The following is a 25,398-nucleotide window of genomic DNA, read 5'->3' as shown; positions in this document are numbered from 1 at the left end:
AAACATATCCTGAGCGCCGAACATTAGCGTGAGAGGAAGCCACAAAAACCCACCGCATGGCGCACTGGAAAGTTGTGGTTTTACACAACTCAGTCGTGCATCAGCATGCCGATATACAACTGCAAGGCATCAGTTAACTGATTGATTTTCAATCCAGTAATCGCCTCAATGCGCTGCAGGCGATAGCGCAGGGTATTGACGTGGATATGCAGCTCTGTGGCGGTCTGCGTCTGATCACAATTCCGCGAAAAATAGTGCCGCAGGGTACTGCGCAGTACGCCTTTTTCATCACTGGTCCCCAGGATCTGCCAGGGGCGTGAAAGCTCCTGCGCACGCCAGTCTTCGCCCAAATCGCACAGCAATGACGGCAGCGGATAATCTGGGTAGAACAGCGTCTTGTGGCGCAGCTTCAAGCGCTGCGCCATCGCCTGCGTGGCGCGGGCAGTCAGGTTAGAACGGTGCAGCCCCGCCTCACCGCTAAAGAAGCCACCGATAATCAAACGCAGGTTGAAACGCGACTGAAGCTGGCTTTGCAACTGCTGTGCCTGCTTGCGCTCCTGCTTCAAGTTCCATTCCCCCTGCACCAGGCTGGCGGGCCGCAGCAGGACCATTTCGTTAAGGCCGGTAATGGCGAGCAGCGCTTCACGCTGGGTATGTTCCAGTTCCGCCAGCAGTTCACGCAACAAATTCGGCTGGGGATCCTGTAACTCCAGGATCCAGACGATACGCGGCAGTTGCAGATCCAGGCCCAGATAGGCAGCCATCGCCTCCAGCGAGGCCGATGCCGGCTGCGACTGCAGCAACTGATTCGCCAGTTCCTCGCGATAACGCTTTTCCCACTGATTTTGGCTGAGCAATGCTGCCTGCTCCACCATCAGCTCAGCCGCCATTTTTACCAGTTCGGCATAGGCACGCACCTGGGTAGGCTCGCCGGAAATGCCGATCACCCCCACCTGTTGGCTACGAAAGCTAAATGGCAGGTTAATGCCTGGCCGTACACCTTTAAGATGCGCTGCGGTCACCGTATCGATTTCCACTACCCGGTTCTCAGTTAGCGCCAATACCGCCCCCTCATGGCGCTGGAACAGGCGTGAGGGATTACCGGAGGCGATGATGACACCGTTGCTGTCCATCACGTTGACGGAATGGTTGATGATGCCCATCGCCCGCTGCACTATCTGACGCGCGGTGGATTCTGCCAGCAAATTGGTGGTTCTGAGCATCAGGAGAGTCCCCATGGGTTATTATGGAGGCAGTTATACGTTATTTATCGTGGGTGATTAAAGCGCACTGGCTCAACAAGCCACGGCGATCACAGTTCGGCTGGAAAATGGCGAAAAAAAACGCCAGACCGATAAGGCCTGGCGCTATGCACCGCAATGAAAAACCGATCAGCCGAGGATGGTCGCCAGTTCAGCGCTCACTTCGGTCACTTTGCGGGTGCCGTCGATTTTACGGTATTGGGTGTTGCCTGCTGCAGCTTCTTTGCTGTAGTAGGAAATCAACGGTGCCGTCATCTGGTGGTATTCAACCAGACGTTTGCGCACGGTTTCTTCCTGATCGTCTTTGCGGGTCGTCAGGTCTTCGCCGGTTGCGTCGTCTTTGCCTTCCACCTTCGGTGGATTGAATTTAACGTGGTACACGCGGCCAGATGGCGCATGCACGCGGCGACCAACGATGCGATCAACGATCAGTTCGTCCGGTACGTCGAATTCCAGCACATAATCCACGTTGATGCCGGCTTCTTTCATCGCGTCAGCCTGTGGAATAGTGCGTGGGAAACCGTCCAACAGGAAGCCGTTACGGCAGTCTTCCTGGGTGATGCGTTCTTTAACCAGTGCAATGACCAGTTCATCGGTTACCAGCTTGCCGGCATCCATGATTTCTTTCGCCTGCTTGCCCAGTTCACTGCCGGCCTTCACGGCTGCGCGCAACATATCACCCGTAGAGATTTGCGGAATACCGTATTTCTCCATGATGAATTGAGCCTGAGTACCTTTACCAGCGCCCGGAGCGCCCAGCAGAATGATACGCATTGCGTAAATCCCCTTGCTATGTAGTTTTTATAAAATTGCGAAAACGCTCAACCATACCATTTCAGAGGGGGCTGGCTCAAGGTACGCGAGGAAATCGATTGCGGAGCAGAAAGGGCAAAAAAGAGGGTAAAACGCTGAAAATCAGTGAGAAAAGCAAAAAAAAACGCCTCCAACCTTTAGGTCAGAGGCGTATAAGGTCAAAATTATGCGGACAACAGCTTATTCATGCGGCGGATAAACTGATTGGGGTCTTCCAGCGTGCCGCGTTCGGCCAGCAGCGCCTGATCCAATAACAGGTCTATCCATTCGGCGAATTGTTCGTTATCGCCCACATCGGATGCGCGTTTGACCAGCGCATGCTCCGGATTCAGCTCGAAAATGTATTTCACGGCCGGTGCTTCCTGGCCCGCAGCAGCAAACAGTTTTGCCATCTGGGTGCTCATTTCGTCGGCGTCGGTGATGACGATAGCCGGCGTATCGGTCAGGCGGTGCGTCAGACGCACGTCCTTCACACGATCGCCCAGCAGAGTCTTCACGCGGTCAACAAACGGCTCCAGCTGCTTCTCAGCGGCCTTCTGCTCTTCGGTTTCATCCGCCAGTTTGTCCAGCGCGTCGTCCGCCTTGCTGACCGACTGGAACGGCTTGCCGTCAAACTCGGTCAGGTAGCTCATCATCCATTCATCGATACGGTCAGAAAGCAGCAATACCTCGATGCCTTTCTTGCGGAACAGTTCCAGGTGCGGGCTGCTCTTGGCGGCGGCATAGCTGTCGGCAGTGATGTAATAAATCTTCTCCTGCCCTTCCGCCATGCGGCCAACGTACTCTTCCAGCGACACCGTCTGCGCCGAGCTGTCACTCTGGGTAGAGGCGAAACGCAGCAGCTTGGCGATGGTTTCTTTATTGTTCGCGTCTTCCGCCGGGCCTTCTTTCAATACCAGGCCGAACTGCTGCCAGAACTTCTGGTAACCTTCCGCGTCGTCTTTGGCCAGTTTTTCCAGCATCTGCAGCACACGCTTGGTCAGCGCACCACGCAGGTTTTGCGTCACACGGCTGTCTTGCAGAATTTCACGCGAGACGTTCAGCGGCAGATCGTTGGAATCTATCAGACCACGCACGAAACGCAGGTAGTTCGGCATGAACTGCTCAGCTTCGTCCATGATAAACACGCGCTGTACATACAGTTTCAGACCGTGCTTGTGATCGCGGTTCCACATGTCCCACGGGGCCTGAGCCGGGATATACAGCAGGCTGGTGTATTCCTGCTTGCCTTCCACCCGGTTGTGGCTCCAGCTCAGCGGATCGGTAAAGTCGTGAGCAATGTGTTTGTAGAACTCTTTGTATTCTTCGTCGGTGACGTCAGCCTTGCTACGGGTCCACAGGGCCTGCGCCTTGTTGATTTTTTCCCAGGTAACGGTGCCGTCTTCTTCGTTTTTGGTTTCAATCTCAACCGGCAGTGCGATGTGGTCGGAGTATTTACCGATCACCGAACGCAGACGCCAGGCGTCGAGGTATTCATCTTCGCCTTCGCGCAGATGCAGGGTGATTTCGGTACCGCGGTCTTCTTTGCTAACGTCGGCAATGGTGTAATCGCCCTCACCGACAGACTCCCAGAACACGCCCTGATCGGCGGCGGCACCGGCAGCTCGGGTACGCACGGTGACTTTATCCGCCACGATGAACGCGGAGTAGAAGCCCACGCCGAACTGGCCGATCAGTTGGCTGTCTTTGGCCTGATCGGAGCCGATAGACTCCAGGAAGGCTTTAGTCCCTGATTTTGCGATGGTGCCCAGGTTTTCAATCACTTCTTCGCGGCTCATGCCAATGCCGTTGTCGGCAATGGTCAGCGTACGCTGGTCTTTATCGAAGGAAAGACGCACACGCAGCTCGCCATCACCTTCATACAGCTCAGGCGCGGACAGCGCGCGGAAACGCAGCTTGTCGGCGGCGTCTGAAGCGTTGGAGATCAGCTCGCGCAGGAAAATTTCTTTATTGGAGTACAGCGAATGAATCATCAAATGAAGCAGTTGTTTTACTTCAGACTGGAAACCACGGGTTTCTTGACCTTTCATACTCATTGATTACCTCAAAGATATAGCTACCAAAATCGGACAATGAGGATCAAGTGGGGGTCAGGGCATTGTTTTTCAAGCGACTGGGGGGAATTTTTTTGGAAAGTAACGGGGCCGCGATGGCCCCGCTAAGCATCAGAATTTGATAACGTGGCGACCGGCCAGGGAATGCGACAACGTGGTGCCGTCGACCATTTCCAGTTCGCCACCCACCGGCACGCCGTGGGCAATGCGACTGGCCACTACGCCATACTGGCCACACATCTCGGCGATGTAGTTGGCGGTTGCGTCACCTTCCACCGTCGGGTTGGTCGCCAGGATCACTTCGGTAACGCTTTCTTTTTCCAGCCGTTGCTCCAGCCGATCCAGACCGATATCGCCTGGGCCAATGCCGTCCATCGGCGACAGATGGCCCATCAACACAAAGTAGCGACCGGCGAACTGGCCGGTCTGCTCGATGGCGTGAATATCAGCCGGGCTTTCCACTACGCAAATCTGGCCGTTTTGTTGACGGCGCGGATTGGCGCAGATGGTGCAGATGTCCTGCTCGGTGAAAGTGCGGCAGTCGGCACAGTGACCGATTTCCGACATGGCGCGGGTCAGCGCCTGCGCCAAACGCATTCCACCGCTGCGATCGCGCTGCAACAGTTGGAATGCCATGCGCTGCGCTGACTTTGGGCCAACGCCCGGCAGGCAACGCAACGCTTCCATCAGTGTTTCAAGGAGCGGGCTGGTTTGCATCAGAACGGCATCTTAAAGCCAGGTGGCAGTTGCATGCCATTGGATACAGACGCCATCTTCTCTTTCTGGGTTTCGTCGATACGACGTGCGGCGTCGTTGATCGCAGCAGCGATCAGGTCTTCCAGCATATCTTTATCGTCTTCCAACAGGCTCGGATCGATCTCCACACGACGGCAGTTGTGCGCGCCATTGATGGTGACTTTCACCAGGCCGGCACCGGATTCGCCTGTCACTTCCAATTTGGCGACTTCTTCCTGCATCTGCTGCATTTTTTCTTGCATTTGCTGGGCTTGCTTCATCAGGTTGCCCAGACCGCCTTTACCAAACATAGTCGTCTCTCGTCGCTAGGGCCGCGCACTTTACGCAGCGTTTAAATGGGGCGAATACTCTCTTCATCCAGGTCCGCGTCGAAGAAACGGCGCAGGGTCTGGATATTGGTATCCGCAACGATCGACTGGCGCGCCTGCGCCAGTTTTTCTTCATAAATGGCTTGTCGCCACTCCAGCGGAGTCCGCTCCGCCGGATTATCGTCTTCCACCACGGTCAACTCAACCGGGCTACCGTACAGCTCGCTGAGCGCATCGGTCAGGACCTTCTGCGCCGAAGGCGAATTCAGATGGCGCTGCGACGACCGCAGGTGAAGACAAATCTTACCGGGTTCCAACTGTTGTTTAACCGCGTTTAATGCCAGTTGCTGCACCAGTTTTGGAATTTTAAGCTTATCGATTTCCGCCGCCCAGGCGTCGCGTTCCAGCGATTCAACCACCAATTTGGCCGACAGCTCGGGCGTTTTCTCATGCTCGAGCGCGGTGCGCAACGCTTTCGGCGTAGCCAGCGGCTCTGGTTCGGCCTCCGGTTCGGTCAGTGCGCGCCAGCGATAAGCCTCCGGCTTGGCCGGTTTTTCCTGCACGATCTTTTCCGCCTGGCGCTGCTGGCTGCGCTCAGTCACGGAAGCCAACCGCTCCAGTGCCGAGTTCGCCGGCCGCGCTTTTCCAGGCGCCGCCGGTTCACTCTTTTTTGTTGTGGATGCTCCCTGCTGCCTCAGCAGTTGGGTACGCGCCTTTAATAATTGCGCGGTGGCATCCGGTAAATTCGCTTGTTGACTGTTTTGCGGCGCAACCTGCCCTAACGGCGGTGGTGCGTCCTGAAACTGTGGCGGCTGGGCCGCCTGTGGCTGTGCCATTTGCACCGGCGCGGTCTGCACCATGGCTACCGGCTCGGGGATCATCGCTTTCGGGTGAAACGCCAGCGCGCGCAGCAGGGTCATTTCAACCCCCATGCGACGATCCGGCGCAAAGGCCAGCTCTTTGCGTCCAACCAACAGCGTTTGGTAATAGAGTTGTACGTCAGTCGGCGGCAAGGTACGCGCCAGCTCACGCAGCCGCTGTTCAATGGCGGCGTAATGATTATCCAACACCGACGGCAGCAACTGCACCATCGCAATACGGTGCAGCAACGCCAACGTCTCGATCAGCAGATTTTCCCAATCGACACCGCGCGAAGCAGCCTGCGCGACCTGGGCCATCACCTTTTCGCCATCGGCACTGACCAGCGCTTCGAGGATCGCCAGTGGTTGTTCATCGTCAAGCGTGCCAAGCATTTGGCTGACGGTGGCGGTGGTCACCTGCCCCTGTCCCATGGCAATCGCCTGGTCAGTGAGGCTCAGTGCATCACGCATACTGCCATCGGCGGCGCGCGCCAATAGCTGTAACGCACGCTGATCGCTGGTGATCTGTTCTGCCTGCAGCACCGTTTCCAACTGACTGCGGATCTGATCGACGTCCAGCGCCTTCAGATGAAATTGCAGGCAGCGGGACAAAATGGTCACCGGCAACTTCTGCGGATCGGTGGTTGCCAACAGGAATTTGACGTGCGAAGGCGGCTCTTCCAGCGTTTTCAACAGCGCATTAAAGCTGTGACGCGAGAGCATGTGCACTTCGTCAATCAGGTAAACCTTGAAACGACCGCGGGCGGGGGCGTATTGGACGTTATCCAGCAGATCGCGAGTATCTTCCACCTTGGTTCTGGACGCGGCGTCGATCTCGATAAGATCGACAAAGCGCCCCTGCTCAATCTCGCGGCAGTTATCACATTGACCGCACGGCGTGGCGGTGATGCCGGTTTCACAGTTCAGGCCTTTGGCCAGCAGGCGCGCAATGGTGGTTTTACCCACGCCGCGCGTACCCGAGAACAGATAGGCGTGATGGATCCGCCCCAGCGAGAGGCCGTTAGCCAGTGCCGTCAGGACATGTTCCTGTCCGACCACATCTGCAAACGTTTGAGGGCGCCACTTACGGGCTAGAACCTGATAGCTCATTAATACCGGAAAAGTCGAGTAATCTGGAGGGTCATGCTAACACAGCCCCGCGGCGATCCGCGAGGCCGTTGTGGTAATGCAGATCAGTGGCCGGAGAAGTTGACCAGGCTGTAGCATTCAATACCCAGGGTGTTTAAACGCGCTTCACCGCCGAGATCCGGCAGATTGATAATGAAGGCAGCGTCTGTCACTTCACCACCCAGACGGCGGATCAGTTTTGCGGTGGCTTCGATGGTGCCGCCAGTGGCCAGCAGATCGTCCACCACCAGCACTTTATCTCCGGCGCTGATAGCATCGGTGTGGATTTCCAACTTGTCGGTGCCGTATTCCAGCTCATAGCTTTCGCTGAGAGTGGCACGCGGCAGCTTGCCCGGTTTGCGCACCGGAACAAAACCCACGCCCAGCGCCAACGCAACCGGGGCGCCAAACAGGAAGCCGCGCGCTTCGGTACCAACCACTTTGGTAACCCCCGCTTCGCGGAAACGCTCAACCAGCAATTCGATGCTGGCGGCGTAGGCCAGCGGGTTTTCCAGCAGGCTGGTGACGTCACGGAACAGTATGCCCGGCTTAGGGTAATCCGGGATGGTTTTGATACTGTCTTTAATAAACTGAAGCTGCTGCGCAGAAGCGGTCATAATTGTTGCCTGATAAAACTGCCTGATGACTTGCGCGCAGGTCATCTTAACCCGCACACGAAAACGCTCAAATTTATGCAAACTGGCGCACAAATGCAACCGACGGAGTGCGATCAGCGCTGTTTTTGTTGCGGCAGGTCAACAACCGGCAGCCGCAACATAAAGATCAGCAAAACGGCCAGCATCACTAACAGTAAACCGCGCACCCACCAAAGCTTCACCAACCACAGCGAAACCGCAAACGTCAGCACAATCATCAATACGGCCTTCCATTTGGTCCCTGGCGGCAATGCGCGGTGCTGTTGCCAGTGGCGCAGGTAGGGGCCAAACCATGAACGGTACAGCAACCAGGCGTGAAATCGCGGGGATGAACGGGCAAAACACCAGGCGGCCAACAGCAGAAAGGGCGTGGTGGGCAGCAGCGGCAATACCACACCCAGCGTCGCCAGCACCACCGCCAGCCAACCGAGGATAATCAATAACCAACGCGTCATGGGGGCCTTGTCCATCAACCTGTCTGACGTCACTTTATCACCAGCCTCCCCAGCACCACCAGTCGCAGCGGCCGGAATATGCGTACAGCGCTTGTTTCACGGTGTGAACGCGTGCAAGCTGGGCCCACTATCCTCGTCATGGAGCCAACGTGAGTACTCAGCGTCTTTTACAAGTGTTAGAACAACAGATCACGGTGTTAGCCGGCGAAATCACACCGCAAGGCGACGCCCCGATCCCTCAGGCACGCTTTGACGCTGCGTTATTTTCCAACCGCGGCACCCGGCTGCGCGATTACCTGACAGAAGTACAGAAGAACTTCGCCCAGTTACAGACCGCAGCCAACGACAGCCGCACCACCCAGGTGGCCTTTCTGGCCGAGAGACTGGTGGCGCAGATCACCGCCCTGCAGCGCGAATTGGCGACCCAGGCACTGCGCCGGAAAAATCAGCCCAAGGAAGTCGTGGCGGCCGATTTGTACCATAAACTGGCTGAACATCAGGATTATGAGCGTCGGATTATTTCGATGATCCAGGATCGGGAAAGCCTGTTGGGCAGACAGACCACGCTGGCAGCGCAGCAAAAACTGCAGCATGAGCTGGCGGCGCTGGAAGGCCGATTGATGCGTTGCCGCCAGGCGCTGGCACGAATCGAGCGCAGTATTGAACGTAAAGAAAACGGTTTTTGAAGATTTATCACAATATTTTAATGATTATTCCCCTCCGCGGACCTTGTTCACTATACTCAGCCGAAGCAAAGCATCACTCATTCATCTCAATTTAAACGTGGGTTTTATGTCTCTAGAAAATGCCTCAGCAGAATTGCAACTGGCGGTAGATCTGATTTACCTGCTGGAATGCAATGAGATCGATCCGGCCACCGCGCTGGCGGCGCTGGATATTGTCAAACGGGACTACCAGGAAAAGTTGCAGCGCAACGGTGTAACCTCCCCTTACCTGCCTGTCGGCCAGTAAAAAGGGTTCAGCCTGCGCTGAACCCTTGCTCCTCACTCCATTAGCCCGCCGACGTACCGCCTTCATCCGGCGATAATGTCCGTTTCACTTCCTGCACCTCATTACCCTGCTGATTGTGCAAATACACCTCAAGCTGGTTGAAGGCGATATTGATATCGTTCTCACGGCACAGGCGTTCGATCGAGCGGTTCAGTTCGTCAACGGTATAGCTGCGGTCACGCAACTCACGCACGTAAAGGCGCAGTTCGTGATCCAGCGTGCTGGCGCCGAAATTCAGGAAGAATACCTGCGGTTCGGGATCGGTCATCACCCGCGGGTTATCGCGCGCCGCCTGCAACAGCACCGCCTTCACCTTGTCCAGGTCAGACCCGTAGGCTACGCCAACCTTGATCAATACGCGGGTGATGGTGTCTGACAGCGACCAGTTGATCAACCGCTCGGTGACAAACGCCTTGTTAGGGATGATCACTTCTTTGCGGTCAAAGTCGGTGATGGTAGTAGCACGAATGCGAATTTTGCTGACCGAGCCTGAGAAACTGCCGATAGTAATGGTATCGCCGATACGGATCGGCCGTTCAAACAGGATAATCAGACCGGAGACAAAGTTGGCGAAAATCTCCTGTAAACCGAAACCCAGCCCAACGGTCAAACCGGCCGCCAGCCATTGCAGCTTATCCCAGGATACGCCCAGCGATCCCAGTGCAGTCACCGCCCCCACGGTGGTGATCAAATAGGTCAGTATGGTGGTGACGGCGTAAGAGGTCCCCTGCCGCAACTGCAGCCGCGACAACACCACCACCTCCAGTAAACCCGGCAGGTTGCGCGTCATGACGTAAGCAACGATAACCGCAGCTATTGCTACCATCATATTGCCCAGCGTTACCGCCTGCGCCACGCTGCTGCCGGCAACGGTCGCGGTGTAATGCCATAGCGTGATGCTGTCCAGATACGAGATTACCGTCACCAGATCGGACCAAATGGCATAAAAAGCGCTGGCGAAGATAATAAACAGCGCCATGGTGGTCAGACGCAGCGACTGCTGGTTGATTTGGTCGAGCGCCAAAGGAGGTTCTTCAACCGGCTCCAGCCCTTCGGTCCCCTCTTTCTCTTTCGCCAGGCTCTGGCGACGGGCCAGTGCGCGGCGGTAGGCCAGACGGCGGGCCGCGACGCTCAACCCACGGATCGCAGTCAGATAAACAATATTCCACAGGAAAAACAGGTATAAACTGTCGATCCAGCGGCCGGCCAGCCGCAGCGTGGTGTAGAAGTAACCGGCAAACATCAGCCCAAGCAGGATCAACGGCGTGGCCGCAATGGCGGTAACAATCACCAGCCGCACCGCATGTGAACCTTTTTCTCGCCAACTGTCACGGCACATCGGGAACACCAGCACGGTCAGCAGTGCCAGCGTCAGCATGACCACCACCTGGCCGATCACGTCTTCCACCAGCCGCAGCGGCGCTTTCTCGCCCAATACCGACCAGAAGATTAACGGCAGCAGCGCCAGGCCCAGCCGCACCGTCTGACGACGGTAATGCGCACAAAGCTCAGGGGCAAAATTAAAGTGCCGCTCACAAACGCCGCCGACTGCCAACATGCGGTAGGTGAAGCCGAAAATCAGCCAAAATAGCGCCAACTGCTGCGACAGCGCCCAAATGAAATCACTGAGGCCAATTTCGGCTCGATCCCCCCAGAACCCCGCCCCCAGCAGCAGCGCCGAGCCGGGTACTACCTTCAGCAAGGTCAGTAAGATGGCTTTTGGTGTGTGCAGTTGGCCATCGCGCTTTAACTGCCCGACATCATTGGCCAACCGTTGCAAATGGCTGTCGATCAGCTTGTAGCGCCAGCGTAACAGGCCGAGCAACAGCAGTAACGGGATCAGCACCACCAGCGAATTCAAACCGCCCTGCACTATTTTTCCAAGGTCTAATTTAAAATCGAGGGTGGCAAGCTGATCTCTGACCGCCCCCGGCAAAGCTTTCAACCACGCCAAATCAACCGGTTTGTTACTGTTAACCCAGAAAATCTGCTGGGTCAGCGTATCCCGCAGCGAGCTGTTAACGCTGGTCAACTGCTGCTGGTTGATCTGCAGGTTGATCGACTGCGCCAACTGATTGCTAAGCTGTTTGTTCAACTGATCCAGCAGCTCACGGCGCATATCGACGATTTCGTTTAAAGCGTCCAGCACGTCCGCACTGGCTTTTTCCTTACTGTCGGCAACCAGCTTATTGATGTAATCGTCGCCTTTGAACAGGTCGTCGCGCTGCTGGTTGATATCAAACTGTTCCAGACGCAGATCGGCGATGCGCGTGCCCATATCTGCCACCAGCGTCCCCTGCGGCAGGCTCTGTTGCTGCTGATACAAAATGCGTGACAGCACCAGACTGCCTTTCAACACCTGGATCTGTTCTTTTAAATTACGTTCCGCCTGCAGGCCACGATCGAGCCAGTTCTTCACCCGAATATTCTGCTGGAACAGCACGTTGCTCTCTTCGGTGGCGGCAATCAGCCGTTGGCTGAGTTGGCGGTTAACATCCAGCTCTTTACTGACCAATTGATCGTGTTGAATGTCAGTCGCATCTTCCGGGTTCTGCGCCTCTTTGGCGGTTTTTTCCGACAGCGTCAGGCGCTTGCTGTTGACCACTTCCTGCAGCAATTGCACGCTGTGGTCCAAAGCATCAATATGCCCGGTGGTGTAATCGCGCTGTTTCTGCAGCAAATCCTGCAGGGTGGTGTTGGCTTCCAGGCTTTTGCGCTGCAGATCAATTTGCGCATTGAGCAACGTCTGTTCGGTTGCCAGCATCACTAACTGGCTATCGCGCAGTGAATTTTGGCCCGGCGTCTGATCGTTGATCTGGTTACGGATCTCCTGCAGACGCTGCGAAGCGGTGTACATGCTGCTCTGCACCCGCTCCGGCTGGGTCTGCAGTGAAACCAGTTGGCTGTTATAGGTCGACAGGTTTTCCTGCGCAGTCTGCAGGTCGTCGAGGGTTTGATAAAGGCGGGTTTCCAACTGGCGCAGTGAAAGCTGCAGCAATTCGGCCCTGGCAGCCGTGCCGTCTACCGGCGTCTTGAGTGCTTCGAGATCGGCGGTTACCTGACGCAATTTGCCCGGCGCCAGTTGCAACTGCTGCTTAAGCTGAGCGCCATCCTGTTTGGTGCGTTCAATCGCGTCCAGCAGCTCAAGCGTGCGGGCCAAATCTTGTTGCGTGAGTTTATTGACCGGGGTCTGCGTCTTTTGCTTGTTCAGCGCTTCAATCTGGCTTTGAATTTCGCTGCGGGACGGCAGGTCGCCATTCAGGGAGGCATAGGCCACAGGTTGGCACACCGCACAAACCGCGATCAGTAAAAACAGGGCCAGGGTGCGGGAAAGGCCCACACTCAGGAACGAGGGGAACGCCAGAAAAGAACCTTTAGCTAACCTGCGATGCATGATGTGGCTTCGAATCAATAATAAAGAAGCCTAAAGATTATCACGATCGCAGATAGCCAAAGAATAAGAAAAGCATTGCTGATGATGTACAGATGTCGCAGGATCAGAACGTCAGCACTTTTCCTGCCGCCAGCGTCCACTGTGCCAACTCTGCCAGGGTGCCGATCTCTACCCCATCCGCCAGTGGCAATTGGCTCACGCCACGTGCGTCGGCGCAGGTCTTGCACAGTTTCACCGGCACCTGTTGCGCTGTGAGAATTTCCAGCATCTGCTGTAAATGGTAACCTTCGCGCGGCTGTTGGCCTGCCAGCCCGGCCACCACCGCATCGGACATCAGAAACAGTTTCAGGTCGAGATCGCTTTGCTGCTCTTTCAGGGTAATGGCCAGACGCAGGGCGTTAAACAGGGATTCGTGGCCATAGGCGGCGCCATTGGCAATCAACACTACGGATGACATGGTGTTTCTCCTATAAAGGATGGATTTCGACGCTGCGTGGCTGCGTCGCCAGTTCTTCCGGCTTGACGCGTAAGGCGGGACTGAATTGGACCATTTCGAGAAAGGAGTCGATCAGCGCCGTCGCTTCGGCTTTCAGATCAAAGCTCTCCGGCATAAACAGCCAATTCTCCATCAGGCCGGTAATATAAGCATGCAGGATAATTGCCGCGCGGCGGGTGTGCAAATCAACGGGCAGTTGGCCATGGCCCATACAGTCACGCAGCACCGACTCAATCCGTTCATAACCTGCCAGGTACAAGACTTTACGCGCTTCATGCAGCGGCATCATCTCACCCACGAATTCGCACTTGTGAAAAACGATTTCCATCAGCGCTCGCCGACGGCTGTCATCGACCGTAGCCGTCAGAATGTAAATCAGAATTTCTCGTAAAATACGCAGTGGATTCTCTGGGAACTTTGCCTGATACTCTAGCTCCAGATCGCCAATTTTTGACTCTGATAATTCCCAAACTTCGTTAAACAGGTCTACCTTGTTCTTGAAGTGCCAATAAATTGCACCACGCGTAACTCCGGCAGCAGTGGCAATATCTGTCAGTGACGTTGCAGAAACGCCACGTTCAGAAAATTCTTGCACCGCAGCATCAAGTATGTGCTGTCGAGTTTCTAGCGCCTGTTGTTTGGTTTTTCGTGCCATGACGTTGTTTTTTCGGGGGAGTGTGATTTACATACATTCGCGTATGTATGTACCATAGCACGCACATATAATTAACGCAGCAATGGGTTTTAAAGCTTGTGATCCATTGATCATTTTGAAATCGGACACTTGAGGTTTTTCTATGAACAAAAACAGAGGGTTAACGCCTCTGGCGGCAGTTCTGATGCTTTCAGGCAGCTTAATGCTTACAGGATGTAACGATAAAGAAACCCAACAGCAAGGCGCCCATCCACCGGCACCCGAAGTGGGTGTAGTGACATTGAAGGCCGAGCCTCTCAATATGACTACCGATCTTCCTGGCCGCACCGCTGCGTATCGTATCGCCGAAGTTCGCCCTCAGGTCAGTGGCATTATCCTGAAACGCAACTTTGTTGAAGGCAGTGATATCAAAGCAGGCACTTCCCTGTATCAGATTGATCCTGCTACCTATCAGGCAAGCTATGACAGCGCCAAAGGCGACCTGGCTAAAGCACAGGCCAGCGCTTCTATCGCGCGCGTAACGGTCAACCGCTACAAACCCTTGCTGGGCACCAGTTACATCAGCAAGCAGGATTACGATACAGCCGTTTCCAACCTGCAGCAGGCAGACGCCGCTGTGATAGCCGCAAAAGCGGCGGTTGAAACTGCGCGTATCAACCTGGCTTACACCAAAGTGACGTCCCCAATCTCCGGACGTATCGGCAAATCTTCTGTAACCGAAGGCGCGCTGGTCAGCAACGGTCAAACCACGGCGCTGTCTACCGTGCAACAGTTGGATCCGATTTACGTCGACGTAACCCAATCGAGCAACGACTTCCTGCGGCTGAAGCAAGAATTGGCCAGCGGTGCGCTGAAACAGGAAAACGGTAAGGCCAAGGTGAAACTGCTGCTGGAGAACGGCGCGCAGTACGCTCAGGAAGGCACGCTGGAATTCTCTGACGTCACCGTGGATGAAACCACCGGCTCCATCACCATTCGCGCCCTGTTCCCTAACCCGAACGATACGCTGCTGCCAGGTATGTTCGTTCGCGCCCGTCTGGACGAAGGCGTGCGCAGCGATGCATTGCTGGTGCCGCAACAGGGTGTAACACGTAACCCGCGTGGTGAAGCTACCGCGATGGTAGTGGGCGCTGACGATAAAGTCGAAATGCGCACGCTGAAAGCGGACCAGGCGATTGGTGACAAATGGTTGGTTACCGACGGCCTTAAAGCCGGCGACCGCGTGATTGTCACTGGCCTGATGAAAGTCCGCCCAGGCGCTCAGGTAAAAGTGCAGGAAGTTGACACTCAGGCGCAAAAGCAGCCGCAGTCTGAAGCGCAGAAGTCATAAAAAGGAGCCGGTAAGACATGGCTAAGTTCTTTATAGATCGCCCGATTTTCGCCTGGGTAATCGCCATCATCGTCATGTTGGCGGGTGTGCTGTCAATAATGAAACTGCCGATTGCGCAGTATCCAACTATTGCACCACCGGCGGTTAGTATTTCCGCAAACTATCCGGGCGCAGATGCAAAAACGGTACAGGATACCGTGACTCAGATTATCGAACAGAACATGAACGGTATCGATAATCTGATGTACATGTCCTCTACCAGTGATTCCTCTGGTAGCGTCACCATTACACTGACGTTTAACTCTGGAACAGACCCTGACATCGCACAGGTTCAGGTACAGAACAAACTGTCATTGGCTACGCCGTTACTGCCGCAAGAAGTACAGCAGCAGGGTCTGAAAGTTGAAAAATCCAGCAGCAGCTTCCTGATGGTAGCCGGCTTCATTTCCGACGATCCGAGCATGACTCAGGACGATATCGCGGACTATGTGGCCTCCAACATCAAGGACCCGATCAGCCGTTCATCCGGCGTGGGTGAAGTACAGCTGTTTGGTGCCCAGTACGCGATGCGTGTCTGGTTGGATCCTAACAAGCTGAATAACTTCCAATTGACCACCACGGATGTGACGTCCGCCATCACTGAGCAGAACAACCAGATCGCCGCAGGGCAATTGGGTGGGATGCCACCGGTGCCGGGTCAACAGCTTAACGCCTCGATCATCGCGCAGACTCGTCTGACCTCTCCGGAAGAGTTCGGCAAAATTTTGCTGAAGGTGAATGCCGACGGTTCTCAGGTTCGCCTGAGCGACGTGGCACACATTGAGCGCGGCGCTGAAAGCTATGCCGTGACCGCACGTTATAACGGTAAACCGGCGGCGGGCCTGGGTATTAAACTGGCTACCGGTGCCAACGCCCTGAACACCGCGCAAGGTGTGAAAGACGCGCTGACCAAAATGCAGCCTTTCTTCCCGCAAGGGATGAAAGTGGTTTATCCGTACGACACCACACCGTTCGTTAAAATTTCGATTAACGAAGTGGTGAAAACGCTGATCGAAGCCATCATCCTGGTATTCCTGGTGATGTATTTGTTCCTGCAAAACTTCCGCGCAACCCTGATCCCAACCATTGCGGTACCGGTGGTATTGCTGGGGACCTTTGCCATTCTGGCGGCCTTCGGCTTCTCGATAAACACCCTGACGATGTTCGGCATGGTGTTGGCGATAGGCTTGTTGGTGGATGATGCCATCGTGGTGGTAGAGAACGTCGAGCGTGTGATGTCCGAAGAGGGACTGCCGCCGAAGGAAGCCACCAAGAAATCGATGGAACAGATCCAGGGCGCGTTGGTCGGTATTGCCATGGTGCTGTCTGCGGTATTCGTTCCTATGGCGTTCTTCGGCGGCTCGACCGGGGCCATCTATCGTCAGTTCTCCATCACCATCGTTTCTGCGATGGCGCTGTCGGTGCTGGTTGCATTGATTCTGACGCCGGCGCTGTGCGCCACCTTGTTGAAACCCGTAGCGAAAGGCGACCACGGGGTTAAAACCGGCTTCTTCGGTTGGTTTAACCGCATGTTCGAAAAGAGCACCCATCACTACACCGACAGCGTAGCCAACATCCTGCGCAGCACCGGTCGTTATCTGGTGATCTACCTGCTGATCGTTGTCGGCATGGCGCTGCTGTTCCTGCGCTTGCCTTCCTCGTTCCTGCCGGACGAAGACCAGGGCATTTTGCTGACCATGGTGCAGTTGCCTGCGGGTGCTACCGAAGCGCGTACCTCTAAGGTTCTGGAAGAAGTCACCGACTACTTCATGACCAAAGAAAAAGACAACGTGGTTTCGGTGTTTACCGTTGCGGGCTTCGGCTTTAACGGTAACGGTCAGAACAACGGTCTGTCATTCGTCAGCCTGAAAGACTGGTCTGAACGTAAAGGTGAAGAGAATAAGGTACCGGCGATTGCAGGCCGCGCAATGGGCGCGTTCTCGCAAATCAAAGATGGCCTGGTATTCCCGTTCAACCTGCCGGCGATTATCGAACTGGGTACCGCGACCGGTTTTGACTTCCAGCTGATTGACCAGGGTGGCCTGGGGCATGAGAAACTGACCGAAGCACGTAACCAGTTGCTGGGCATGGCTGCCAAGCATCCGGATATGCTGGTGGGCATGCGCCCTAACGGTCTGGAAGATACGCCGCAGTTCAAGCTGATTATCGACCAGGAAAAAGCCAAGGCACTGGGCGTTAGCATCACCACCATTAACAGCACGCTGAGCACCGCGCTGGGTGGCTCTTACGTTAACGACTTCATCGACCGTGGTCGTGTGAAGAAAGTGTACGTACAGGCTGATGCGCCGTTCCGTATGTTGCCGGAAGATATCAATAAATGGTTTGTCCGCGGCACCAGCGGCCAGATGGTTCCGTTCTCCGCCTTCTCCTCGGCGAAATGGGAATACGGTTCACCGCGTCTGGAACGTTATAACGGTCTGCCTTCCATGGAAATTTTGGGACAGGCAACGCCAGGCAAGAGTACCGGTGAAGCAATGAACCTGATGGAAGAACTGGCCTCCAAGCTGCCGAGCGGCATTGGTTACGACTGGACTGGTATGTCCTATCAGGAACGTCTGTCCGGCAACCAGGCTCCAGCACTGTATGCCATCTCGATTCTGGTGGTGTTCCTGTGTCTGGCTGCATTGTACGAGAGCTGGTCAATTCCGTTCTCGGTCATGCTGGTTCTGCCACTGGGGGTTATCGGTGCGTTGCTGGCGGCTACCATGCGCGGCCTTAACAACGACGTTTACTTCCAGGTGGGGCTGTTGACCACCATAGGTCTGTCGGCGAAGAACGCCATATTGATTGTGGAATTCGCCAAGGACCTGATGGATAAAGAAGGCAAGGGTCTGATAGAAGCCACGTTGGAAGCGGTGCGTATGCGTCTGCGTCCAATTCTGATGACTTCCCTGGCATTCATCCTCGGGGTTCTGCCGCTGGTTATCAGCAGCGGTGCAGGCTCCGGCGCACAGAACGCGGTAGGTACCGGCGTTATGGGCGGGATGATTACCGCAACCGTGCTGGCCATCTTCTTCGTTCCGGTCTTCTTCGTGGTGGTTCGCCGCCGCTTCAGCAAGAAGTCCGATGATGTGGAACACAGCCACCCGGTTGATCATCACTGATTAAAGTCGTGATCCCAAACCTCTGAATACAAAGGCCGCTTATGCGGCCTTTTTCTTTGGCGTCATCGGCTTAATGCAAACCACTCTCATTAATTTATCGACAGATGCATTTTGTACTTGATCCGCCTTGCCGTGCGGCGCATAATTATTGTTATAGTATAACATTACATTGGAGCGCATAATGAAAGCAGGCATCCACCCAAACTACCGTACCGTGGTGTTCCACGACCTCAGTGCCGATACCTACTTTAAGGTGGGTTCGACCATTAACACCGATCGCACCATTGAGCTTGAAGGTGAAAGCTGGCCGTATGTCACTCTCGACATCTCTTCCGCTTCGCACCCGTATTACACCGGCAAGCAGAAAGAGTTCTCTAAAGAAGGCAGCACCGCGCGCTTCCAGCAACGGTTTGGCCGCTTCTTTACCGGCAATCAGTAACAGGGGATCCACATGCAGGTTTTGAGTTCATTGCGTTCGGCGAAGAATCGCCATCCGGATTGCAAGGTCGTGCGCCGTAAAGGCCGTATCTATGTGATTTGTAAAACTAACCCACGCTTCAAAGCGGTACAGGGACGTAAGAAAAAGCGCTAAGTAAAGCAGTGCCATCTGTCTGTCGCAAAGCCCCGTTGCTGCTCAACGGGGCTTTTTTTATGGAGAAAGCTGAAACACCAAAAATGCCCTGCCTGACAGACAGGGCGAATCCGTTATTTCATGCTGCCGAGTAGAGTCTCAACATTGTGCTTAAATGCCTGCACGTAAGTGGCTGCTGGACCATTAGCTTTGGATAAGGCTTCCGGATACAGTTCCCCCCCAGCCTTGGCCCCCGTGGCGACGGCAATTTGCTTCACCAGGCGCGGATCGGTTTGGTTCTCGATAAAGTAGGCATTCACTTTCTCCTGCTTGATCTGCTTGATCAGCCCGGCCACGTCGCTGGCACTCGCCTCAGCCTCGGTCGAGAAGCCGACCGGGGCAAGGAAGGTGACGCCATACTCTTGGCCAAAGTAGCCAAAAGCATCGTGGCTGGTCAGCACCTTGCGTTTTTGCTGCGGCACTGCGGCAAACTGCGTTTTAGCCCACAGATCCAACTTATGCAGCTGCTGGATATACTCCGCGCCGCGCTGACGGAAATAGTTGGCATCCTCAGGGTCTGCGGCAATCAGCGCGTTCATCACGTTGGTGGCGTACTGCACGCCGTTCTTCATGCTGTTCCAGGCATGCGGATCGGTGACCTCTTTGCCGTCTTCATTCATCTGACGCGAGTTGATCCCCTGCGATGCGGTAATCACCTGCCCTTTGTAACCCGAGGCACTGACCAGGCGATCGATCCACCCTTCCAGTCCCAGGCCACTGACGAACACCACATCAGCCTGCGACAATAGCTTACTGTCTTTCGGTGAAGGTTCGAAGCTGTGCGGGTCGCCGTCAGGCCCCACCAGCGTAGAGACATTGACATGTTCTCCCCCCACCTGCTTGACGATATCACCGAGGATAGAAAAACTGGCGACAGCGTCAACAGTCTTCGCCATAGCCAATGGGCTGGACAGCAGAGCAGCGACTGCCAGCGATATAGGTAAACGTTTCATACTTTCTCCTTGCACTTGGCACTTCTCAACGGCGCGCCAGGGAATAAATCCCCCCACGCGTCCCAAACAAAATTGACCCAAAGAAAATCACGCTGGCGCTGAGCACAATCGCCGGCCCCGCCGGCAATGACGCGTAGTACGACCATTCCAGCCCGATAAGGCTTGAAAGCATGCCGATACCCATAGCCACCGCCAACGTATGCGGCAAATTACGCGCCCAAAAGCGCGCGCTGGCGGCGGGAAGCATCATCAGCCCGACCGACATCAATGTGCCGAGGATCTGGAAACCAGCGACCAGATTGATCACCACCAACGCCAGGAACAATCCGTGTATCAGCGCCAGCCAACGCGGTGCGCTGACGCGTAAAAAGGTGGCATCGAAAGATTCAATTACCAGGGCACGGTACAGTGCGGCCAATGCCAGCAGCGACAAGCTGGCTATCGCCCCCACCATCACAATCGCATGAATATCCACCGCCAGAATCGAGCCGAATAACACATGCAGTAAATCAACGCTGGAACCACGCAGCGAGACTAAAGTGACGCCCAGCGCCAGCGACCCCAGGTAAAAACCGGCGAAACTGGCGTCCTCTTTCAGCGGCGTTCGCCGACTGACCAACCCGGATAACATTGCCACGGCCAGCCCGGCAATAAAGCCACCGACGCCCATCGCCACTATCGACATACCGGAAATCAGATAGCCTATCGCTGCACCGGGCAAGACCGCATGGGACAGCGCATCTCCGACCAAACTCATGCGCCGCAAAAGCAAAAAAACGCCCAACGGCGCTGCGCTGAGTGACAGGGCAAAGCAAGCCACCAGCGCACGCCGCATAAAGCCGAACGAGGCAAAAGGATCGACAAGGAGATCAATTAACATCATTGCGTTACCGCCATTCGACACAGCGGCGAGCTGGCAATATTCAACGCTGGAATGTGTTCCAGCACCCGATCTGCCGCTCCCCAGTGGCAACACTGTGACGTCAATAACAAGGCCTGTGGGAAATGGTTCGCCACCATCGACATGTCATGCAGCACCGCGATGACCGTCTTGCCTTGTCGATGCAACTGAGCAATCACTTGCAGCAATAGCTGGATAGTGGCGCTGTCGATACCGGTAAAAGGTTCATCCAGTAAAATCAGCGGTGCCTGCTGAACCAGCAGACGGGCAAACAGTACCCGCTGCAGTTGACCACCGGAAAGCTCACCAACCGGGCTGCGGGCCATCGATGTCATCCCTACGGTATCCAGCGCCTCGGCAATCTGCTGTGCAGCGCGCTTATTCAGCCCAGCAAACATACCCATCTGCGGCCAACTGCCCATCGCCACCAGATCGCTGACTACTATTGGAAATTGGCGATCCAACTCGGCCTGCTGCGGTAAATAAGCCATACGCGGTAATTTATTTTCGCTAAAAGACAGGCTCCCACTTTGCAGAGGCAAAAGCCCGGCCAACGTTTTCAACAGTGTTGACTTGCCGGCACCGTTCACTCCGACGACGGCAGTCAAAGAGCCGACGGTGAAGTGACCGCTGAGCGGCGGGAAAAGCGGTGTACTACCGTAACCCACGACAGCCTGTTTTAAGGTAATCATGGCAGCGCCACCGCCCAGTAGATGCCTAACCAGAGTATGGCCAGCAATAAAATGGCGATGCCACAGCGCAATCGGGCAGAGGCGGTGAACAATGAATTCAAGGACGGCATGGCACCATCTTGCGGTGTGAATGTCAGTTTCATGATCATACGGAGGAGGTCTTGGTGTTACAATATAACATCACATAAATTTTAATGACTCAAGCTCTCAGCCAACGATTAATGCAACTGAACGTAACAAGGGGTGAGCTACTTTCGTTGGCAATTCACCGCTTTAACAACATCAGCGCGACGCCTTCCGGGATATACCGAGAAACATCAGGGCTATTAACCGGCAAACACCGTTGCGATTCTGTAAAAAATCCGACTGTTAACGAAAAGTTTACCGACGAATTGACAAAAAAGGAGTAAGATTAATAGATAGGATCGCTATACTGCCAGGCATTAAATGCAAGTAACTCTTCGCTGCGACACAATGACTGAAGCACTTTCTGTTAAAAAACTAAAGAAAGTGATTAACGAAAAAATATCAGAGTTGGTCCCAGCATTGACCAGCGGCCTGAGTTTTTATTCGGAAAGCGCGCGTTATGCTGAAGGTTCATTAGAAATACTTGATATTCAGGAATTGAGCATCAGCCAGTATTCAATGAGTTACCGCTATAAATGGTCAATTTTCAATGCCTGTCTCGATATCAGCGCCGAGGAATACATCAGTGATAGCGTCACTTTCAGCCTTGCCGAAGCGGGACTTATCTTTGACCTCATTGATAACACCCGGCCATCTACCGCAGATGAATTGTAAGTTTACGTAATAACAGCAGGCCAGATGCGAAGAAATGATTTATATTCATTATACGGGAAGTTTATTTTATCATCATCTTTAAGCTACCTCTGTCCATGATGTAAATCAGCTTACTCACAGAGTGTTATCAACACCGAAATTAAGACTTACGGAGGGGATGATATGGATGAGTATTCGCCTAAAAGGCACGATATTGCTCAACTGAAATTCTTGTGTGAAAACCTGTATGATGAAGGTATCGCTACGCTGGGCGACAGCCATCATGGCTGGGTGAACGATCCGACGTCTTCCGTCAACCTCCAGCTTAATGAGTTGATCGAACATATTGCTTCGTTCGTGATGAGTTATAAAATTAAATACATGGACGAAAGTGATTTATCGGAACTCGTCGAAGAGTACCTCGATGATACCTACACGCTGTTCAGCAGTTACGGTATAAATGATTCCGATCTGCGTCGTTGGCAGAAAACCAAGGCGCGATTATTCAGAATGTTCTCAGGAGAGGGCATCTGTACGACAATGAAAACTTAGGGGATAATTATCCCCAAATTATTCTATTCGACGGTTTATAACACCAAAGGTTATCATGACTAAAATTGATTATCTGATGCGTTTACGTAAATGCACCACGATCGAAACACTGGAACGCGTTATTGAAAAAAACAAGTATGAGCTTTCAGATGACGAGCTGGAGCTGTTTTACTCTGCAGCCGACCACCGCCTGGCCGAGCTCACCATGAATAAACTCTACGATAAAATCCCTACTGCCGTTTGGAAATTCGTAAGATAATCCAGGCTAAAACGCGTTGAGCCGATACATTCGTCGGCCTCAATGTTAAGATTAAATACATCTTTCTCCTATTGACAACAAAATGTTAATTACATTACGTACCGTCGATAATAACAAATAGAAGCCATTCCCTTTTAATGCCAAGCGAGTATGCACACGACTGCATTAACGCGAAAAATTAACCTATGTTGCCTCCACGGCGGTAAAACGTTCCCATGCAGCCCTAGCTGGCAAAAAATCGCCTGTTCTGCAGAATCACGCCGCCCACGCATTGTCCCACCGGGCGGCGCGATAAAGCACTATGTGGATTAGAGCATACGCTGCAGAATCGCCTTTCTGGATAAACAGTGGTGTTTGATCACCGCCGTCACATGAAGCACAATCATGACCGACAACGCGATACATGAATAACGGTGCACGACGAAAAAAAAGCGGTTCACTTCAAGATTAGCGACCGGGCGAGGAAAATCGATATTTCCGAAAATGGAAAATCCGCTCTCCAGCATTAAAAATCCACTGATCAGCACCATGAAAATAAGCAGATAGAATATTTCATGCAGCAAATGCACCAGCCCCTTCTCATGCCCTTTCAGCATTTCGCCATAGGGCACCGACGGACGGAAAAAGCGCCAGGCAAAGCGCACGGCCATCAATGGCGTTATGACCAGAGCCAACGACATATTGGTAACCGAGAAAAAAGTAAAAATCCGCATATCAGTCATAAAGTGCAATGAATAACCGACGATCATTACATAAATAATTACCGCAGCAATACCCCAATGCAATATACGGCTGAAAAAATCGTAGCGATTGATTTTGTGTGACATAAAGCTCCCTTATAAGTGGCCATCGCTGGCCACTTGAATATCCGGTTCGTCGTTACTTTTTCACCACCCAGGCGTCCTGCCAGTTGGAACCTACGCCCGGCTCATAATGATTCGCACTGCTGCTCCACTGCATGCAGTAACCGCTGTAAGGGAAAGGCTTGCACTCATAAACTTTGCCGTCTTTCGGTTGCAGCACAGTGGTACCTGCGACGTATTTTTTCTGATCGTTCGGGAAGACGAAGTCATAGTTGCCGCTGTCGCCGCCGGTGTCAGTACCAGTGCCGGTATCAGTGCCGGTGCCGGTGGAGTCAGCCTCCAGGTTGAAGTTCCCGATGTCAGGCTGAATGCTCTGCCCTTTGTCGTTGGTGGCGATCACTTTCAGCATATGATGGCCTTCGCTGACATTGTTCAGATCTATCGTCAGCGACTGACTGGCGTCTTCCAGCGTGGTCTTCAGGTAGCCTTTTTCGGTCTGACCGTGATCGTATACGCGCGCTTCAACCGTCAGCTTGCCTTTGACTTCGGCATTGAAGGTCAATTGAGATTTTCCGTCCTTGATCTTGGTGCTGGACAACCCACCCATGCGGATTTCTTCAGTCATGGCCGGCGTTTCTTCCTCGTAGGAAATCACCAGGCTCTTCATGGTACTGCCCTGTTTGGCGAAGACCGCGTTATTGCCGAAGACCGGGTTGACGTTACCGTCTTTACCTTTCACCCCGGCGCGCACTTCTTTCTGACCGGCGTTGATTTTTTTCGCCAGCGCCTCACTCCAGCGATTCTTGTCGGTCAAGGCTTCGCTGTCGATAGCCAGTTCAGTTTGCATGGCGAGCACTTCGCCGGCTTCGTTGAAGAAGCGCACGATCACTTTGTCGCCAATCTGCAGGTTCTTACCGGTGAGCGCCCCCTTCAGTTGCTTGCGCCATTCGGAAACGACGCCATCGTTTTCGAAGTTAACGTCAACCACCTGATAGAAACTGTTCCTCGTATCGTTGATTTCCCACACGCCGTAAATCAGCTGATAACCGGTTCTTTCCGGCACTACGCACTGGTGAACTTCGCGATCGTTTGGAATCTTGGCTTGGCCGTCTACTTCACAGAAAGGCTCTTTTTCAAAAGCGTCGCGTGACAGTGGCTTGTTCACGTCCCAGTCTTGCTTGGTGATGTAGTAACGCCAGTTATTGGTTTTGTGCTTGGCGGTGATAAACCAGGTAAAAGCCTGAGGCCCTGGCTTTATCGTATTCAATGCCCAAACGTTGACGCCCTGACGATCCAAAGGTGCAAAATCGCTCGTGCTGCCGCTGGCCAACTCGCCTTCGAGCGGTAAATCATTGTTGGGGAAACCGGAAATTTGCTCGATGCTCTGTGAATAGACCCGGATTTCCTAGACGGTTCCGTGCCTCATGAACCAGGCACTTTCATAAACTGCAGGGGGTTGATCCTCACAGGCACTGTGGCGGCGTT

General features: G+C 54.1%; 26 protein-coding genes and 1 other annotated feature. Of the genes, 9 read left to right on the top strand and 17 right to left on the bottom strand.

Annotated features, from left to right (window positions below):
* Positions 1-89: 89 nt before the first annotated feature.
* From OCH02_RS20130 to OCH02_RS20095, 8 genes are all read right to left on the bottom strand, one after another.
* The gene (locus tag OCH02_RS20130; RefSeq protein WP_261432686.1) at positions 90-1,223 is read right to left on the bottom strand and encodes a sugar diacid recognition domain-containing protein; all 1,134 of its coding nucleotides are present in this window, start codon (positions 1,221-1,223) and stop codon (positions 90-92) included.
* Between the two features lie 168 nt (positions 1,224-1,391).
* Positions 1,392-2,036 carry an adenylate kinase gene (adk, locus tag OCH02_RS20125; RefSeq protein WP_012005578.1) on the bottom strand — a complete coding sequence of 215 codons (645 nt, stop codon included), beginning with the start codon at positions 2,034-2,036 and terminating at the stop codon, positions 1,392-1,394.
* 203 nt (positions 2,037-2,239) lie between these two features.
* Entirely contained in the window at positions 2,240-4,105 is a 1,866-nt protein-coding gene (gene htpG, locus OCH02_RS20120) for a molecular chaperone HtpG (protein WP_261432685.1), read from the bottom strand.
* Positions 4,106-4,240: 135 nt separating this feature from the next.
* The gene (gene recR / locus OCH02_RS20115; protein ID WP_012005576.1) at positions 4,241-4,846 is read right to left on the bottom strand and encodes a recombination mediator RecR; all 606 of its coding nucleotides are present in this window, start codon (positions 4,844-4,846) and stop codon (positions 4,241-4,243) included.
* Entirely contained in the window at positions 4,846-5,175 is a 330-nt protein-coding gene (locus OCH02_RS20110) for a YbaB/EbfC family nucleoid-associated protein (protein WP_261411604.1), read from the bottom strand. The genes recR and OCH02_RS20110 overlap by 1 nt, the downstream gene beginning before the upstream one ends.
* A gap of 41 nt (positions 5,176-5,216) precedes the next feature.
* Positions 5,217-7,163: a DNA polymerase III subunit gamma/tau gene (dnaX, locus tag OCH02_RS20105; RefSeq protein WP_261432684.1), complete on the bottom strand. Its 1,947-nt coding sequence runs from the start codon at positions 7,161-7,163 to the stop codon at positions 5,217-5,219.
* Positions 5,820-5,884, bottom strand: a sequence feature (DnaX frameshifting element). (Overlaps the previous gene by 65 nt.)
* An 83-nt stretch (positions 7,164-7,246) precedes the next feature.
* Positions 7,247-7,798 (bottom strand): adenine phosphoribosyltransferase, encoded by a 552-nt coding sequence (apt, locus tag OCH02_RS20100; RefSeq protein WP_261432683.1) that lies wholly within the window; start codon positions 7,796-7,798, stop codon positions 7,247-7,249.
* Positions 7,799-7,911: 113 nt separating this feature from the next.
* Entirely contained in the window at positions 7,912-8,292 is a 381-nt protein-coding gene (locus OCH02_RS20095) for a DUF454 family protein (protein ID WP_261432682.1), read from the bottom strand.
* Between the two features lie 149 nt (positions 8,293-8,441).
* Between OCH02_RS20095 and priC the strand changes: the two genes are divergently transcribed.
* Positions 8,442-8,978, top strand: coding sequence for a primosomal replication protein PriC (gene priC, locus OCH02_RS20090; RefSeq protein ID WP_012005571.1), 537 nt, complete (start codon positions 8,442-8,444; stop codon positions 8,976-8,978).
* A gap of 106 nt (positions 8,979-9,084) precedes the next feature.
* Positions 9,085-9,264, top strand: coding sequence for a pleiotropic regulatory protein RsmS (gene rsmS, locus OCH02_RS20085; protein WP_012005570.1), 180 nt, complete (start codon positions 9,085-9,087; stop codon positions 9,262-9,264).
* A 40-nt stretch (positions 9,265-9,304) separates the two neighbouring features.
* Here rsmS and mscK read toward each other — a convergent pair whose 3' ends face one another.
* The 3 genes from mscK to acrR form a co-directional block, all read right to left on the bottom strand.
* A complete protein-coding gene (gene mscK, locus OCH02_RS20080; RefSeq protein WP_261432681.1) occupies positions 9,305-12,697 on the bottom strand; it encodes a mechanosensitive channel MscK in 3,393 nt (1,130 codons plus the stop codon).
* A 103-nt stretch (positions 12,698-12,800) separates the two neighbouring features.
* Positions 12,801-13,154, bottom strand: a complete 354-nt coding sequence (locus OCH02_RS20075) for a DsrE/DsrF/TusD sulfur relay family protein (RefSeq protein ID WP_261432680.1) — start codon at positions 13,152-13,154, stop codon at positions 12,801-12,803.
* A gap of 10 nt (positions 13,155-13,164) precedes the next feature.
* Positions 13,165-13,848 (bottom strand): multidrug efflux transporter transcriptional repressor AcrR, encoded by a 684-nt coding sequence (acrR, locus tag OCH02_RS20070; protein ID WP_261432679.1) that lies wholly within the window; start codon positions 13,846-13,848, stop codon positions 13,165-13,167.
* A gap of 142 nt (positions 13,849-13,990) precedes the next feature.
* On the opposite strand from acrR, the gene sdeX reads away from it, so the two are divergent.
* The 4 genes from sdeX to ykgO all read left to right on the top strand — a co-directional run bounded on the left by sdeX (position 13,991) and on the right by ykgO (position 18,934).
* Entirely contained in the window at positions 13,991-15,178 is a 1,188-nt protein-coding gene (gene sdeX / locus OCH02_RS20065; protein WP_261432678.1) for a multidrug efflux RND transporter periplasmic adaptor subunit SdeX, read from the top strand.
* A gap of 17 nt (positions 15,179-15,195) precedes the next feature.
* A complete protein-coding gene (gene sdeY, locus OCH02_RS20060; protein WP_261432677.1) occupies positions 15,196-18,342 on the top strand; it encodes a multidrug efflux RND transporter permease subunit SdeY in 3,147 nt (1,048 codons plus the stop codon).
* Positions 18,343-18,523: 181 nt separating this feature from the next.
* The gene (locus tag OCH02_RS20055) at positions 18,524-18,781 is read left to right on the top strand and encodes a type B 50S ribosomal protein L31 (RefSeq protein ID WP_261432676.1); all 258 of its coding nucleotides are present in this window, start codon (positions 18,524-18,526) and stop codon (positions 18,779-18,781) included.
* Between the two features lie 12 nt (positions 18,782-18,793).
* Positions 18,794-18,934 carry a type B 50S ribosomal protein L36 gene (ykgO, locus tag OCH02_RS20050; protein WP_012005563.1) on the top strand — a complete coding sequence of 47 codons (141 nt, stop codon included), beginning with the start codon at positions 18,794-18,796 and terminating at the stop codon, positions 18,932-18,934.
* 113 nt (positions 18,935-19,047) lie between these two features.
* Here the strand turns inward: ykgO and OCH02_RS20045 are convergent, their stop codons facing one another.
* Genes OCH02_RS20045 through OCH02_RS20030 form a run of 4 tightly spaced genes read right to left on the bottom strand, consistent with a single transcriptional unit; the run spans position 19,048 to position 21,662 of the window.
* Positions 19,048-19,926, bottom strand: coding sequence for a metal ABC transporter substrate-binding protein (locus OCH02_RS20045; RefSeq protein WP_261432675.1), 879 nt, complete (start codon positions 19,924-19,926; stop codon positions 19,048-19,050).
* A gap of 25 nt (positions 19,927-19,951) precedes the next feature.
* Entirely contained in the window at positions 19,952-20,809 is an 858-nt protein-coding gene (locus OCH02_RS20040; RefSeq protein WP_261432674.1) for a metal ABC transporter permease, read from the bottom strand.
* Entirely contained in the window at positions 20,806-21,519 is a 714-nt protein-coding gene (locus OCH02_RS20035; RefSeq protein WP_261432673.1) for a metal ABC transporter ATP-binding protein, read from the bottom strand. Before OCH02_RS20035 ends, OCH02_RS20040 begins: the two co-directional genes overlap by 4 nt.
* On the bottom strand, positions 21,516-21,662 hold the full coding sequence (locus OCH02_RS20030) for a hypothetical protein (protein WP_261432672.1): 147 nt from the start codon (positions 21,660-21,662) through the stop codon (positions 21,516-21,518). Before OCH02_RS20030 ends, OCH02_RS20035 begins: the two co-directional genes overlap by 4 nt.
* 304 nt (positions 21,663-21,966) lie before the next feature.
* Here OCH02_RS20030 and OCH02_RS20025 point away from each other — a divergent pair, with 304 nt between their 5' ends.
* The 3 genes from OCH02_RS20025 to OCH02_RS20015 all read left to right on the top strand — a co-directional run bounded on the left by OCH02_RS20025 (position 21,967) and on the right by OCH02_RS20015 (position 23,110).
* On the top strand, positions 21,967-22,320 hold the full coding sequence (locus OCH02_RS20025) for a hypothetical protein (RefSeq protein ID WP_410001269.1): 354 nt from the start codon (positions 21,967-21,969) through the stop codon (positions 22,318-22,320).
* Between the two features lie 162 nt (positions 22,321-22,482).
* On the top strand, positions 22,483-22,851 hold the full coding sequence (tomB, locus tag OCH02_RS20020) for an Hha toxicity modulator TomB (RefSeq protein WP_004949348.1): 369 nt from the start codon (positions 22,483-22,485) through the stop codon (positions 22,849-22,851).
* A 55-nt stretch (positions 22,852-22,906) separates the two neighbouring features.
* The gene (locus OCH02_RS20015) at positions 22,907-23,110 is read left to right on the top strand and encodes an HHA domain-containing protein (RefSeq protein WP_012005558.1); all 204 of its coding nucleotides are present in this window, start codon (positions 22,907-22,909) and stop codon (positions 23,108-23,110) included.
* 308 nt (positions 23,111-23,418) lie between these two features.
* Here the strand turns inward: OCH02_RS20015 and OCH02_RS20010 are convergent, their stop codons facing one another.
* A complete protein-coding gene (locus OCH02_RS20010; protein ID WP_261432671.1) occupies positions 23,419-23,937 on the bottom strand; it encodes a cytochrome b in 519 nt (172 codons plus the stop codon).
* A gap of 52 nt (positions 23,938-23,989) precedes the next feature.
* A complete protein-coding gene (gbpA, locus tag OCH02_RS20005; RefSeq protein ID WP_261432772.1) occupies positions 23,990-25,294 on the bottom strand; it encodes an N-acetylglucosamine-binding protein GbpA in 1,305 nt (434 codons plus the stop codon).
* Positions 25,295-25,398 lie beyond the last annotated feature (104 nt).

The sequence above is a fragment of the Serratia quinivorans genome (assembly GCF_946227985.1).
GTDB lineage: Bacteria > Pseudomonadota > Gammaproteobacteria > Enterobacterales > Enterobacteriaceae > Serratia > Serratia quinivorans_A.
The sequence above is the reverse complement of the archived record's forward strand: the minus strand, read 5'-3'. Positions and strand labels throughout refer to the sequence as shown.

Excerpts from the sequence above, each read along its gene's own strand:
- OCH02_RS20130 (WP_261432686.1), bottom strand. The coding sequence starts at position 1,223 with ATGCTCAGAACCACCAATTTGCTGGCAGAATCCACCGCGCGTCAGATA.
- adk (WP_012005578.1), bottom strand. The coding sequence starts at position 2,036 with ATGCGTATCATTCTGCTGGGCGCTCCGGGCGCTGGTAAAGGTACTCAG.
- htpG (WP_261432685.1), bottom strand. The coding sequence starts at position 4,105 with ATGAAAGGTCAAGAAACCCGTGGTTTCCAGTCTGAAGTAAAACAACTG.
- recR (WP_012005576.1), bottom strand. The coding sequence starts at position 4,846 with ATGCAAACCAGCCCGCTCCTTGAAACACTGATGGAAGCGTTGCGTTGC.
- OCH02_RS20110 (WP_261411604.1), bottom strand. The coding sequence starts at position 5,175 with ATGTTTGGTAAAGGCGGTCTGGGCAACCTGATGAAGCAAGCCCAGCAA.
- dnaX (WP_261432684.1), bottom strand. The coding sequence starts at position 7,163 with ATGAGCTATCAGGTTCTAGCCCGTAAGTGGCGCCCTCAAACGTTTGCA.
- apt (WP_261432683.1), bottom strand. The coding sequence starts at position 7,798 with ATGACCGCTTCTGCGCAGCAGCTTCAGTTTATTAAAGACAGTATCAAA.
- OCH02_RS20095 (WP_261432682.1), bottom strand. The coding sequence starts at position 8,292 with ATGACGCGTTGGTTATTGATTATCCTCGGTTGGCTGGCGGTGGTGCTG.
- rsmS (WP_012005570.1), top strand. The coding sequence starts at position 9,085 with ATGTCTCTAGAAAATGCCTCAGCAGAATTGCAACTGGCGGTAGATCTG.
- mscK (WP_261432681.1), bottom strand. The coding sequence starts at position 12,697 with ATGCATCGCAGGTTAGCTAAAGGTTCTTTTCTGGCGTTCCCCTCGTTC.
- OCH02_RS20075 (WP_261432680.1), bottom strand. The coding sequence starts at position 13,154 with ATGTCATCCGTAGTGTTGATTGCCAATGGCGCCGCCTATGGCCACGAA.
- acrR (WP_261432679.1), bottom strand. The coding sequence starts at position 13,848 with ATGGCACGAAAAACCAAACAACAGGCGCTAGAAACTCGACAGCACATA.
- sdeX (WP_261432678.1), top strand. The coding sequence starts at position 13,991 with ATGAACAAAAACAGAGGGTTAACGCCTCTGGCGGCAGTTCTGATGCTT.
- sdeY (WP_261432677.1), top strand. The coding sequence starts at position 15,196 with ATGGCTAAGTTCTTTATAGATCGCCCGATTTTCGCCTGGGTAATCGCC.
- OCH02_RS20055 (WP_261432676.1), top strand. The coding sequence starts at position 18,524 with ATGAAAGCAGGCATCCACCCAAACTACCGTACCGTGGTGTTCCACGAC.
- ykgO (WP_012005563.1), top strand. The coding sequence starts at position 18,794 with ATGCAGGTTTTGAGTTCATTGCGTTCGGCGAAGAATCGCCATCCGGAT.
- OCH02_RS20045 (WP_261432675.1), bottom strand. The coding sequence starts at position 19,926 with ATGAAACGTTTACCTATATCGCTGGCAGTCGCTGCTCTGCTGTCCAGC.
- OCH02_RS20040 (WP_261432674.1), bottom strand. The coding sequence starts at position 20,809 with ATGATGTTAATTGATCTCCTTGTCGATCCTTTTGCCTCGTTCGGCTTT.
- OCH02_RS20035 (WP_261432673.1), bottom strand. The coding sequence starts at position 21,519 with ATGATTACCTTAAAACAGGCTGTCGTGGGTTACGGTAGTACACCGCTT.
- OCH02_RS20030 (WP_261432672.1), bottom strand. The coding sequence starts at position 21,662 with ATGAAACTGACATTCACACCGCAAGATGGTGCCATGCCGTCCTTGAAT.
- OCH02_RS20025 (WP_410001269.1), top strand. The coding sequence starts at position 21,967 with ATGCAAGTAACTCTTCGCTGCGACACAATGACTGAAGCACTTTCTGTT.
- tomB (WP_004949348.1), top strand. The coding sequence starts at position 22,483 with ATGGATGAGTATTCGCCTAAAAGGCACGATATTGCTCAACTGAAATTC.
- OCH02_RS20015 (WP_012005558.1), top strand. The coding sequence starts at position 22,907 with ATGACTAAAATTGATTATCTGATGCGTTTACGTAAATGCACCACGATC.
- OCH02_RS20010 (WP_261432671.1), bottom strand. The coding sequence starts at position 23,937 with ATGTCACACAAAATCAATCGCTACGATTTTTTCAGCCGTATATTGCAT.